12 protein-coding genes are annotated in these 12,409 nt (G+C 64.0%); 8 read left to right on the top strand and 4 right to left on the bottom strand.

The genetic code is table 11. The annotated features are described in order from the left end of the window. Positions 1 to 10: 10 nt before the first annotated feature. Positions 11 to 1,129: a 7,8-didemethyl-8-hydroxy-5-deazariboflavin synthase subunit CofG gene (cofG, locus tag AC5FRZ_RS04170; protein WP_170093546.1), complete on the top strand. Its 1,119-nt coding sequence runs from the start codon at positions 11 to 13 to the stop codon at positions 1,127 to 1,129. A 15-nt stretch (positions 1,130 to 1,144) separates the two neighbouring features. Here the strand turns inward: cofG and AC5FRZ_RS04175 are convergent, their stop codons facing one another. After that, positions 1,145 to 1,807, bottom strand: a complete 663-nt coding sequence (locus AC5FRZ_RS04175) for a helix-turn-helix domain-containing protein (protein ID WP_170093547.1) — start codon at positions 1,805 to 1,807, stop codon at positions 1,145 to 1,147. Positions 1,808 to 1,892: 85 nt separating this feature from the next. Between AC5FRZ_RS04175 and AC5FRZ_RS04180 the strand changes: the two genes are divergently transcribed. Beyond that, complete coding sequence (locus AC5FRZ_RS04180; RefSeq protein WP_372479568.1) at positions 1,893 to 3,209, top strand: cytochrome P450; 1,317 nt, start codon at positions 1,893 to 1,895, stop codon at positions 3,207 to 3,209. Between the two features lie 182 nt (positions 3,210 to 3,391). On the opposite strand, the gene cofH is transcribed toward AC5FRZ_RS04180, so the two are convergent. Together cofH and AC5FRZ_RS04190 are read right to left on the bottom strand one after the other, a co-directional pair. Further along, positions 3,392 to 4,759 carry a 7,8-didemethyl-8-hydroxy-5-deazariboflavin synthase subunit CofH gene (gene cofH / locus AC5FRZ_RS04185; protein WP_493563940.1) on the bottom strand — a complete coding sequence of 456 codons (1,368 nt, stop codon included), beginning with the start codon at positions 4,757 to 4,759 and terminating at the stop codon, positions 3,392 to 3,394. A gap of 116 nt (positions 4,760 to 4,875) precedes the next feature. Continuing rightward, positions 4,876 to 5,892: a sodium:calcium antiporter gene (locus AC5FRZ_RS04190; protein ID WP_493563941.1), complete on the bottom strand. Its 1,017-nt coding sequence runs from the start codon at positions 5,890 to 5,892 to the stop codon at positions 4,876 to 4,878. Between the two features lie 171 nt (positions 5,893 to 6,063). On the opposite strand from AC5FRZ_RS04190, the gene AC5FRZ_RS04195 reads away from it, so the two are divergent. Beyond that, positions 6,064 to 7,092: a phosphoribosylaminoimidazolesuccinocarboxamide synthase gene (locus tag AC5FRZ_RS04195; protein ID WP_170093551.1), complete on the top strand. Its 1,029-nt coding sequence runs from the start codon at positions 6,064 to 6,066 to the stop codon at positions 7,090 to 7,092. Between the two features lie 78 nt (positions 7,093 to 7,170). Here the strand turns inward: AC5FRZ_RS04195 and AC5FRZ_RS04200 are convergent, their stop codons facing one another. Continuing rightward, complete coding sequence (locus tag AC5FRZ_RS04200; RefSeq protein WP_170093552.1) at positions 7,171 to 8,145, bottom strand: formyltetrahydrofolate deformylase; 975 nt, start codon at positions 8,143 to 8,145, stop codon at positions 7,171 to 7,173. 182 nt (positions 8,146 to 8,327) lie between these two features. On the opposite strand from AC5FRZ_RS04200, the gene AC5FRZ_RS04205 reads away from it, so the two are divergent. The 5 genes from AC5FRZ_RS04205 to purQ all read left to right on the top strand — a co-directional run bounded on the left by AC5FRZ_RS04205 (position 8,328) and on the right by purQ (position 12,293). Then, a complete protein-coding gene (locus AC5FRZ_RS04205) occupies positions 8,328 to 9,542 on the top strand; it encodes a PKD domain-containing protein (protein WP_493563942.1) in 1,215 nt (404 codons plus the stop codon). 299 nt (positions 9,543 to 9,841) lie between these two features. Then, positions 9,842 to 10,408: a hypothetical protein gene (locus tag AC5FRZ_RS04210; RefSeq protein ID WP_493563943.1), complete on the top strand. Its 567-nt coding sequence runs from the start codon at positions 9,842 to 9,844 to the stop codon at positions 10,406 to 10,408. Between the two features lie 220 nt (positions 10,409 to 10,628). Next, positions 10,629 to 11,282: a DUF7504 family protein gene (locus AC5FRZ_RS04215; RefSeq protein ID WP_493563944.1), complete on the top strand. Its 654-nt coding sequence runs from the start codon at positions 10,629 to 10,631 to the stop codon at positions 11,280 to 11,282. A 76-nt stretch (positions 11,283 to 11,358) separates the two neighbouring features. Then, positions 11,359 to 11,616: a phosphoribosylformylglycinamidine synthase subunit PurS gene (purS, locus tag AC5FRZ_RS04220; RefSeq protein WP_170093556.1), complete on the top strand. Its 258-nt coding sequence runs from the start codon at positions 11,359 to 11,361 to the stop codon at positions 11,614 to 11,616. After that, positions 11,613 to 12,293 carry a phosphoribosylformylglycinamidine synthase I gene (gene purQ / locus AC5FRZ_RS04225; RefSeq protein WP_493563945.1) on the top strand — a complete coding sequence of 227 codons (681 nt, stop codon included), beginning with the start codon at positions 11,613 to 11,615 and terminating at the stop codon, positions 12,291 to 12,293. The genes purS and purQ overlap by 4 nt, the downstream gene beginning before the upstream one ends. The last annotated feature ends 116 nt before the right edge of the window (positions 12,294 to 12,409 follow it).

Consider the following 12,409-nt stretch of genomic DNA (forward strand, 5'->3'; position numbering starts at 1 on the left):
AGACGGTGACGTGATTCCCGGCGCGAGCGACTACGACCTGTCGCTGTCCATCGACGAGGAGGCGATCGAGCAGCTGTTGCAGACGACCCCAGCCGACGTGTCGGCCGCGCCGTCGCTGTCGTTCGCGCGCAACGTCTTCCTACCCCTGACGACGGCCTGTCGGTACACCTGTACCTACTGTACCTACTACGATCCGCCGGGCCAGGCCGAACTTATGACCACCGAGGAGATCAGAGAGACCTGCCGGCGCGGGGCCGACGCCGGCTGTACGGAGGCCCTGTTTACCTTCGGTGACGACCCGGACGACCGCTACACGGCGGTCCACGACCAGCTCGCCGAGTGGGGGTACGAGTCGATCCACACGTACCTTCGACGGGCCTGCGAGATCGCCCTGGAGGAGGGACTGCTCCCACACAGCAACCCCGGCGACCAGACGCGCGAGCAGATGGCAACGGTGGCCGACCGCAACGCCTCGATGGGCGTGATGCTCGAAACCACCGCAGACGTGCAGGCCCACGGCGGCCCCAGAGCCAAGAACCCCGGCCAGCGGCTCAACACGCTGCGGGTGGCTGGCGAGCTCGGAGTCCCGTTTACGACCGGAATTCTGGTCGGCATCGGCGAGGACTGGGCCGACCGGGCCGAGAGCATCCTCGCCATCGCCGCGATGCACGAGCGGTACGGCCACGTCCAGGAAGTGATCGTCCAGCCCGTCGTGGACAACGAGCGGTGGGACGGCGGGTCCCCGGACCTGGCGACGCTGCGTCGCGTGACGGCGATGGCTCGGGCCGGGCTGCCGGAAGACGTGTCCGTCCAGGTCCCGCCGAACCTCGCGCCGGCCCGCGAGCTCGTCGACTGTGGCATCGACGACCTCGGCGGCGTGTCGCCGGTGACCGTCGACCACGTCAACCCGGCCTACGAGTGGCCGGCACTCCAGGAGCTGCGTGCCGTGGCGGACCACGCCGACGTACCGCTCCGCGAGCGGCTGCCGGTGTACGAGCGGTTCCTCGGGGACGAGGCGTGGATCTCCGAGCGGATCCGCGCCGCCATCGAGCGCGACGACGTCCACGGCGAGCGGTTCCGTGCCGTGCGAGACCGGGGCGAGAACCCTGCCGGCGTCGGCGGCCGGTAGCTGCCGAGCACGTTCTCACGAGTCCGGATCGACGAACTGCGAGAACACCCGGTGCTCGATTTTCCGGAGGTGTTCCCCGACGGTCCCGGCGGTCGCGTCGACGGCGTCGGCGATCTCCGCCTGGGTCGCCTCTCGGGGGTTCTCGTAGTACCCTAGCTCGATCGCCGTTTCGAGGATCGTCTGCTGGCGGTCGGTCAGACAGGCAAAGAGGTCCTCGCCGCGAGGCGGGCGCTGGCCGGTCTCCAGCAGTTCGATCTCGAACGCCTCTCCGCTCGCGGGCACGGCCTCGCTGAAGGCTCCCTCGTCGCCGACGAAGGTGATCTCCATCGCGCCGTCTGGGTGGACCTCGATGGGCATCTCCATCATCACGGTCGACTCCTGGCGGTGCTGGAGCATCCGGTAGTTGGCGTCGTTGGGATCGAACTGACAGTAGGCGTACCAGCGCCCCTCGGTCCCGGTGACGGCGTACTGACGGACGTAGTCGCTGTCGTCGAGGATCGCCTCGTAGTGGTCGCGGTTGCCCCGCGCCTCCGCGAGCATCACGCCGCTGCCGTCGTCGAGCAACTCGACGCGGTGGATCGCCTCGCGGGTGATGTCCTCGGCATCGGACAGCGCCTGCCCGAGCGGGTGGAAGGCGGTGCCCTCACGCGGCTCGACGCGGACGGTGACGTACCGCATATCCGCAGTTTCTCCGGGCGCTACTTAAATCGACCTCGTCGGCGAGGCGACAGGCCGAGGCGAGTCCCGGCCGTCTCTGTACACGATGACGACCACAGACGCCCCCGGCCCGCGTGGATTGCCCGTGATCGGAAACTCCCACCAGTGGGCTCGCGACCCCTGTGCCTTCCGCGAGCGCTGTGCCGCGGAGTACGGCCCCGTCGTCAACTACGAGATGCTGGGGTGGGACACCTACATGCTGACCGATCCCGCCGACGTCAAGCGCGTCCTCGAAGATCCCGACACCTTCCCCAAACACGAACCGAGCAACGCCCAGCTGGAAGCGTTCGTGGGAAACGGCCTGCTGACGAGTGGCGGCGATCTCTGGGAGCGCCAGCGAGCGGCGATTCAGCCGGCCTTCTACATGGATCACATCCGCAACTACGCCGAGCGGATGGTCGCTCAGGCCGCCGCGACCGCCGACCGCTGGACGGCCGGCGAGTCGGTCGACGTTCGGCGCGCGATGACGCGGTGTACGCTCGACATCCTCGTCGACTGTCTGTTCGGCGAGGATATCGATCCGGCCGAACGCGGACTGTACGAGGCCGTCGAGGCGTTTCAGGCCCCGCTGGAACCCAGCAAGCAGCCGATCACGTTCTTCGCGCCCGACTGGGCTCCAGTCCCGTTCCTCAGGCGGGCCGATCGGGCGCTCTCTCACATCGACGACCAGATCTACGACATCCTCGAAACCCGCCGCGCCGACGAGTCGGACCGCGACGACCTGGTCGCGATGTTGCTCGCGGCCGACACCGCGATGGACGACGAGCAGATCCGCGACGAGCTGGTCACCTTCCTCTTTGCCGGCCACGAGACGACCGCGCTGTCGATGACCTACGTCTGGGACCTGCTCTCGCGCAATCCCACGGCCCAGCGGCGACTCCACGAGGAGGTGGACGCGCTCGACGGGCGACCGACGATCGAAGACGTGTTCGACTTCGAGTACACCGGTGCCGTCATCGAGGAAGCGATGCGACTGTATCCCCCAGCCCACGACATCCGTCGATCGCCCGCCACGACGGTCGAGATCGGCGGCTACACGATTCCAGAAGGGAGTCTCGTCACGCTCCCGACGTGGGTGTTGCACCGCGACGAGCGCTTCTGGGACGACCCAGAGCAGTTCCGCCCCGAGCGGTTCCTCGACGGCGGCCGATCGGACCGGCCGGAGTACGCCTACTTCCCCTTCGGCGGCGGCCCGCGTCGCTGTATCGGCCAGCAGTTCGCGATGACGGAGGCCCAACTGATCCTGGCGACGATCGCCCGCGAGTGGACGCTCGAACGCGAGTACGGCGACCTCGACCTGTCGGCCGCGGTCACGCTCCAGCCGAGCCACGACGTGCCGATGACTCCTCACGAGCGAACGTAGACCGACACTACCGGCTGTCCATCTGTGACCGATTTCGCCACCCCGGGGTGGCGAAGCTCGTCACGAAGTGACAGCCGGCAGTATGAGCGAGCGACAGCGTGCGCCCGATTGCTCGACGGGGCGTCGGGTCGCGGTCGTCGGCCGAACGACCGGCGCGGGCCGACGGTTCCACGGTGGCGGCGCTATCGTGTACTATCCTCTAGCATCGGAGTGCCGTCTGCCTTCGGCCCGAGTTCGGGACCGAAGGGCGGGTCGTCGGGGTCGATCCGGCGGCGCTGGCGGTAGTCGGTCGACCGTTCGACGGGGATCCGGCCGACGGCGGTGATCATGTCGACGTACTCCCGGAACGTGCGCATCTCGCCGTAGTCGCCGCCGGCTCGCTTGGTGATCTCTTCGGAGAGGATCGTCCCCATGAAGTCGTCGGCACCGCAGGTCAGCATCTTCAGGCCCTTGGCGTCGCCGTACTTGACCCACGAGGTCTGGATGTGTTCGACGTTGTCGAGAAACAGTCGCGAGACGGCGATCAGGAGCTCGTCCTCGTCGTCTGTCGCGCCGCCAGAGACCAGCCCTTCCTCGTACAGCGGCGTCTCCTCGTGGACAAAGGAGAGCGGGACGAACTCCGTGATCGCGCCAGTGCGGTCCTGCAGATCGCGGATCCGTTCGAGGTGGAGCGCCCGGTGGGCCTCGTTGTCGACGTGGCCGTACATCATCGTCGCGGTCACGTCCAGCCCGACGCTGGTGGCCGCCTCCATGGCCGCCATCCACTCGCTGCTGTCGATCTTGCCGGGACAGATCACGTCGCGCACCTCGTCGACGAGGATCTCGGCGGCCGTTCCGGGGACGCTGTCGAGGCCGGCCTCGGCCAGTCGCCCGTAGACCTCCTCGTAGTCCCAGTCGGTGCCCCGTCGGGCGTGGTAGGCCTCTTCGGGCGTCATCGAGTGGAGGTGGACGCCACCGACGCTCATCGCCTCGATCTGTTCGCAGTAGGTGCCCGGATCGGTGTCGTACTCGCCGGCCGGCCGGTAGTTCAGGTCGCCGCGGTCGCTGGTCGCGAGGATCTCGCGGTGTTCCTCGTCGAGGACGAAGGCGGGGTGCAGTCCCGAGACGGAGGTCACCTCGTAGATCCCCATCTCCAGGGCGTCGGCGACGATCTCGCGAGACCGTGCGGGCGTCTTGGTGAAACCGCCGTGTTCGTCCTGGTGGGACGTGCGGAACTGTTCGGAGCGATCCTTGAAGTTACAGAACTGACAGCCCGTGTTACAGGCCGTCGTCACGTTGTTGTTGAGGTTCGCGACGAAGGTGACTTCCTCGCCGACGACCTCGGCGCGGCGACGATCCGCGGCTTCCAGGACGAGTTCCTTGCGTCGCGGATCGATCCCCGAGTGGTCGGTGCCCGTCGTCAGGAGTTCGATCGCGTCGTCGACGGACAGTCGCGTCCCGTCGCGGGCCTTCGCCAGTGCGTTCTCGAAGGCCTGGTCCGTCTCGGGGCGGTGGGAGAAGTCGAACTCTCCCCGCGGGACGTTCGCCGCTGTGTCGAAGGCGTCCGGCATCGTCTACCGATAGGTGTAGTCGGTCAAAAGCGTGGCGGGACTGCACGAAGCTGTAGCGTTCCCGAGGGTTACCGCTCGAAGGCAAAACGTGCCGAGCCGAGCGATTCGGCCGGTCGCTACGACGGCAAGACGCCGACGACGCCGACCGCTTCGGCGACGACCCAGGCGACGAACACGAGGTACGCGATCAGCAGCGAGTACGCCTCGCCCATCGTCATCTCCAGATCCGTCCTGAGGACGGTAAAGAGGTGCAGCGTCGCGAGCGTGAGCACGCCGAACATCGGGACGGCCATCGCGAAGTCGACTGCCCACTCGCCGATGATGAGAACGCCGGCCGGGATCGCGACCAGCAGGTCGAACGTGTTCGAGCCGAGTACGTTCCCCAGCGACACGACTCCGCGCTCGTCTCGCGCCGAGCGCACGCTGACGAGCGTGTCCGGGAGGCTGGTCGCACCGGCGACGACGGTGACGCCCATGATGAACTCCGGGACGCCGAGCGCGAGCCCGATGGCGTCGACCGACTCGACGAGGAAGTGGACGGCGACGAGGATCGTCAACAGCCCGGCACCCAGCAGCGCCCACTGTCTGCCGGCGTCGATCCCCTCGTGTCCGTCCTCGTCGGCCTCGTAGTCGGCCGTGTCCTGCGACTGGATGAAGACGTACAGTCCGTACATGCCAAGCGGCAGCAGTGCCAGGGGACGGGTCACGGTCCCGACCAGCCGCTCACCGTCGGCGGGATAGTAGATCACCGCCATCGAGAACGTGATGATAAGGACCGACACCGCGAGCATGTAGAACTGGGCCTCCTTGTAGACGAGCGTTCGGCTGGCCTCCATCGGTCCGTCTCTGGCGATCCCCGACAGCGCCGGAATGACCAGGATGTTGAAGATCGCCGACCCGACGATCGCACCGACGCCCAGCGACAGCGACCCCTGGAGGGCCGAGGCGACGGCACTCGCGAGCTCCGGGAAACTGGAGCCGATCGCGGCGACGAGTGCGCCCTGTACGACCTGTGGCAGTCCGTAGTAGGTCGCGAGTCGATCGCTGGCCGATTCGAGCCAGCCGCTTCCTTTCCAGACCGCGATCGTGGCCGCGAAGACGATGCCGATGTCGATCGGCGCAACCCCACTCATCGACTGACGGTCCTGCTGGATCGGAGTTAGGTGTTTGGTTGCCCGCCCGAGTCGAGACAGCCAGACAACACGTGTGCCTGCGTCGGTGAACCCGGCGACGGATCTGGACGGCCGCTGCCCGACGGTGCGAAGTGCAAACGCCTTTGTCCGGGCACGCCGACGCTGGCAGTAATGACGAGCGTCAAGGAGTTCCGTGTCGACGAACCGGCCACTGCCGACCAGCTGGGCCGTGGCTCGTTCGTGTTCACCGACGACTACTCCGTGTTCGACTGGGGCAAGATGCCCGACGAGATCCCCGACAAGGGGGCGTCGCTGTGTACGATGGGTGCGTTCAACTTCGAGCTCCTAGAGGAGAACCACGTGCCCACTCACTACGAGGGCGTCGTCGTCGACGGCGAGGTCGTCGAACTCGGCGACGCGCTCGCGGCCGGTGTCGCTCCCGACGAGATGTCGATCTCGCTGACCCAGGTCCCCGACCTGCCTTTCGACGGGGGCAGCTACGACTACGACGCGTACCACGCCGACGCCGGCCAGAACTACCTCGTTCCCTTGGAGATCGTCTTCCGCAACCGCGTGCCGGTCGGCTCCTCGCTCCGGAGCCGGACCGATCCCAGCGATCACGGGCTCGACCGCGACAGCTGGCCCGACGAGGTCGTCGAACTCGACGAGCCGATCGTCGAGTACTCGACGAAATACGAAGAACAGGACCGCTATCTCGATCCCGCCGACGCCGACGAGATCGCCGGCCGGGCCGACATCGACCGCCTCGACGAACTCGCCCGCGCGGTCAACCACGTCGTCTCCGAGCAGGCCGCAGACGCCGGGCTCGTCCACGAGGACGGCAAGATCGAGTGTCTCTACTACGAGGGCGAGATCCGGGTTGCCGACGTGGTCGGCACCTTCGACGAGAACCGCTTTTCCTACGACGACCAGCAGGTCTCCAAGGAGGTCGTCCGCCAGTACCACAAGCGAACCCAGTCCGAGTGGGTCGCGGCTGTCGGCGACGCCAAAGACCGCGCGGACGAGGAGGGCGTCGCCGACTGGAAGTCGCTGTGTGACCACCGGCCCGAACCGCTCGAGGAGGACGTACTCGGTGTCGCTCGGGACCTCTACTGTGCCGGGACCAACGCCTACGTAGCGGCCGACGTGTTCGACGCCCCGTCGCTGGACGCCGCGGTCGCCGCCGCTCGCGACCTGTAGAACGCTCGCCGTTGTGCCGTTTCGGTCGACTGCACGCACTCGTGCGGTCGGCCGATCCAACGGCGGCAAGAATCCGTCTCAGTCGTCGGCCTCGATCTCGTCGTCTTCGCCGGCAACGAACTCGCCCAGTCCGTCGATGGGGCGATCCGGATTCTGCTCGTCGAGCTCTCGTGGTGCGCCCAGCTGGGCGTCGACCTCGTCGGCGTTCCGGAGTTTCGTCCGGCCGCGGTGGACCGTCACCTCGTCTTCGAGGTGGAGTCTGATGGCCTCCAGCAGCGCCTCGGCTTCGAGTGGCTGGCCGATCTGCTGGAGTTCCTCTTCGGTCGCGTCGTCGGGGACGTTGAACGCCCGCTGGGTGATGATCGGTCCCTGGTCGAGGTCTGTCGTCACGTAGTGGGCCGTGACACCGGCGATCCGGACGCCCTCCTCGATCGCTTGCATGTACGCCGACGCGCCGGGGAACGCGGGCAGCAGCGACGGGTGGACGTTGATGATCCGACTCTCGTAGCGAAAGACCACGTCGGGACTGAGGATGCGCATGTACCGCGCGAGAACGATCAGATCGGCGTTGTACTCCGAGAGGAGGTCCAGGAGCTCTCCCTCGTCGGGAGTCCCCTTCTCGTCGCCGATGTCGTGGAAGGGAACGTCGTACTTCTCGGCGAGGGGCCGAAGATCTGGGTGGTTCCCGATCACGACGTCGATGTCGGCTCCGAGGCTGCCGCTGGCCCACGCTTCGAACAGCGCTTCGAGACAGTGGCTCTCCTTGGTGACCAGGACGGCGATCGACTGCGTCTCTCGGTCGGCCGGGAATCGAACCTGCACGTCGACGCCGAGTTCGTCTCCCAGATCGTGGAGGTCGTTTCGCAGCGTCGTCTCCGTACAGACCATCTCGCCGGTGTCGACGTGCATCGTCATCCGGAACACGCCTTCCCGGACCGCCTGGTCCAGGTCTTCGATGTTGATGCTCCGCTCGAACAGGAGACTGGTGACCTCGGCGATCAGGCCCGTGTCGTCGTCGCCGACGACCGTGATCTCCGTCAGATCGTGCGTCACGCCCACCACCTCGTGACGATCGTGCTCATCATTGCCCGTTCGTCGGGCGTGCCACTCCAAAAGCCTTCGTGTTGGCCGCCAGCCCTGGCGAACGCCACCCATCTTTCCGATTAATCTGGAGAACATTCCCGAACCGAATGGACGAAATTATAAATACGGAGACGGAACCACGCCCCACCCAGATGCGACGACTCCACTCTCTCGTGGTACTCTTGGGGCTCCTCGCGGCGCTCGCGATTCCCGTCTCAGCGGCCGGCAACGCTCCGCCGACCGCTGCTGCGGGACTCGATCAAACGGTCACGAGCGGGACGACGGTGTACCTCGACGGCGCCAACTCCCACGATCCCGACGGGCGTATCCAGACCGTCGAGTGGTCGATCCGGGACCCAAACGGCGCGACCGTCGCCCCGTCGTGTCGGAACTGCCTCCAGCCGACCTTCACGCCGAACGTCACCGGGCGCTGGTCGGTCACTGTGACGGTGACCGACGACGACGGCGCAACGGCCACCGACACGCTGTACGTCACCGTCGAAGAGGCACGTGGCCCGACGCTCACGCTCGATGGACCCGACAGAGTCGTTCCAGACGAATCGACGCCCTTCGTCGTCGAGGCGACCAGCGACGGAGCACCCCTTCGTTCCGTGTCACTCTATCAGGACGACACGCGCGTCAACAGCACGACGGTCGACGGCACCACGACGCTGACGACGCTCACTCACACGTTCTCCGAAACCGGGTCGACGGAACTGCTCGCCGCCGTGACGGACGAGGCTGGCTACGTCAACACGACGACGATCACCGTCGACCCCACGACCGCCAGTGCTGCCAGGGTGGGCGATCGCTGTGACGAGGGCGAACGCCGGGTGTACATGGGTGGAAGTATCGGCAGTATGTGCTCTTCGACGGCACTGATCTATGAGACGCGAACCGACGTGACGATGGTCGTTCCGACGGGTGGCGCGTCTCAAGACGGCATTCAACTCTACAACGATGAACAGGGCGAAATCGTGACAGTAGCGACGGGCGAGCAGGTCCAAGAGCTACGACGTGAAAACGAAGACGGGGTCATTACACTGGAAGACGTAGAAAAAACTTACGAAGAAAACAAAGATAACGGCATGTATAGTCCATATGATCAGTCGGTAGGGAATATTATAGAAAATAATGAGGAAGAGTATGAAGACGCAATTGAGAACATGCCAGTATCGATGACGGAATCTGGAATCACTGACGTGGATGATACGACTGGATCCAACTCTCAAAGAGAAGAATCTGAAGAGTCAGATGATGGAAATGACGCTGCCGAGGATGACAACACGACATCAAATTCTAGTGGTTGTCCGCCAGTGAACAACCTTGTTCCTCCATCAGTCAGACACAACCGGATGAGTTGCTGAGTATGTTGGGGTACAAAACAAAACACATCATGAAACAAATTCTTCGAGTTATTGGACTCCTCTTTTCCCAATTACTTTACCAATCGCTGTTGGAACAAATACTGATAAATATGCAGAGCTATTCAGTTTACTACCCGGAATCAATGAAGATGGAGGAGTTATTAGTGGGGTATTAATGGCTCTGTACATTTCTTTATTTATGTATGCCATTTTAGCATTCGCCTCTAATATGTATGGTGGAGTAGCTGAACCGCAGGCCTGTAGATACCAATACTTCAGAAAGCAGCCATATGCAGACAGTGGTTCAAAGTATTAATAACACCCAAACTGCCGGGACAGTTACAACAACACCAGAACCATCCCAAACAACCGTATCAACTGAAACTCCTGAGGGTAGTACCACATATGGCGGTCAGGTCAAAAGAGAGATAGTTGAATATGTATCATTTATGATTGTATATAATAATACGCTATCCAACAAGAGCGGTGTAAATGTCCAGAACTATACTGTGGACCCAAGGAATGAATCAGCAACACTCTATTGGGAAACGAATCCGGATAATGAATCTAGATATATTCAGGAAACTCAGTCCGTAATGTTGAATTATGCTGGAGGCAGTGAACGAATCCGTGAGTCTGATAATGTATCGGTTAGTATGATACCAAAGAAATTGAACTTTGTTGTTCTAACAACAAACGGAGAAGTATATCTGAAAAGCTATGTAGAATATATGTCTGCTTGGAGATTTACTAAGGATGTTACCAGCGGACAACGATATTATATGGGGTTCTTTCAAAATTCAAGACCTGGCCCAGCACACCCGAATTACGAAGCGAACCAGACGACTACCGCAACCACGGGCTAGTGACTCGCCTCGGTATCAGTAATTGATTCGCGGCGATAAAACCTAACACGGAGGACTGACCAGAAGAGTACGTGAGCGGCCGAACCACGTCGGCAACCGGTCCCAGCAACGACCGAGCAGTGCGGTGTGAGCCACTCGACAGCCCAGAGTGTGGTGCAGTCGAGTCGAGTCGCCGACGGCGAACGGACCAGGAGCGACGGGCGAGTCACTGGAGATCGACATGAGTCAGGTGAAGACGCGATACGGGTTCGAGGGAGTGCCACTGGATCCGGTTCCAGCCGGGACGAATCTACTGGTGACGGGGCCGTCGCTCGGTGGCCTGCGGCAGCTTTCGCTGGGCCTCCTGTTTGGGCCGGCTGACGAGGGTATCTTGCTCGTGACTGCGGACGTGAGCGCCAGTGAGGTCGTCACCGACTTCGAGGCGGTCGGTGGCGATGCCGATCCGGGGCGGATGTGCCTCGTCGACTGTGCACACGAGAGCGACGGGACAGAGAGCGACCGCGTTCACGGTATCGCGACGCCGGCCGACCTGACGGGGATTGGGATGTCGCTCTCCGCGCTGTACGAGCAACTGTACGACGACGGGCTGCAGAGAGTCCGGGTTGGGGTGTACACGCTGGGTCCGTTGCTCGTGTACGCCGACGACGTGCGGCCGGTGTATCGGTTTTTGCACACCGTTGCCGGGCGTGTCAGAGCGGCGGACGGACTGGGTGTCTGTGCCGTCGATCCCGCGGCACACGACGAACGGACGATTCGGAGCGTCGCGCAGGCGTTCGACGGGACAGTCGAACTCCGCGAGGGCGACGCCGGACACCAGCTTCGTGTTCGGGGCCTGTCCGGTCAGCCCGACGGCTGGGTTGACGTGACCCTGTAGGTCCTGTCGGAGTCTGGCTGCGCCGGCACAGGCGAGAACACAAGCGTTTTGCCCGGTCCCCACCGTCGGTTCACCAATGACTGACTACACCGCGACCGTGACGGTCAGGCTCAAGCGGGGCGTGCTCGACCCCGAAGCCGAGACGACCAAGCGAGCGCTCGAACGGCTGGGGTTCGAACTCGACGCGCTCCGATCGACGGACCGCTACGAGCTCGATCTGGCTGCCGAGAGCGAAGACGAGGCTGCCGAACGGGCCGGTGAGATGGCAGAGCGGCTGCTGGCGAACCCGACCATCCACGACTACGAGGTGGCGGTCGAGCGGGCCGACGCATGACCGTCGCCGTCGTCCGCTTTGGCGGTTCGAACTGCGACCGCGACTCCGTGCAGGCGCTGTCCCATCTGGGCATCGACGCCGAACTCGTGTGGCACGAGGACGGACTCCCGGAGAACGTCGAGGGCGTCATGCTCCCCGGCGGGTTCTCCTACGGCGACTACCTGCGAGCAGGTGCGATGGCGGCACGGTCGCCGATCATGCAGGAGGTCCGCGAGGTCGCGGCCGAGGGGGTCCCGGTACTGGGCGTCTGCAACGGTGCGCAGATCGGCTGTGAGTCGGCGCTGACGCCCGGGGCGTTCACGACGAATCGGAGCGCACGCTTCCAGTGTGAACACGTCCACCTCCGCGTCGAGAACGCCGACACGCCGTGGACGGCCGCCTACGACGAGGGGCAGGTCGTCGAGTTCCCGATCGCGCACGGCGAAGGCCGCTTCGAGATCGACGACGACCGACTCGAAGCACTGGAAGCCGACGACCGGATTCTGTTCAAATACTGTGACGAGAGCGGCGCGGTTCACGACGGTGCGAACCCGAACGGGTCGAAGCACAACGTCGCCGGCATCACGGGCGAGGACGACACGGTCGCCGTCATGATGCCCCACCCCGAGCGCGTCTCGCTGCCCGACATCGGTGCCGTCGAGGGCCAGGGCGTCCTCCGCGGATTCGCGGAGGCGTAGGTCAGCGAACCGCCGTAGAAACGGTTTCTATCGAACGAGTGTGCGCGCTCATACTGCCGGCTGTAACTGTTTCAAGATGTTCGCGACCCCGTGGTCGCGAAATTCTTCACAGACTT

This window comes from Halomicrobium sp. HArcht1-1 (genome assembly GCF_058933285.1).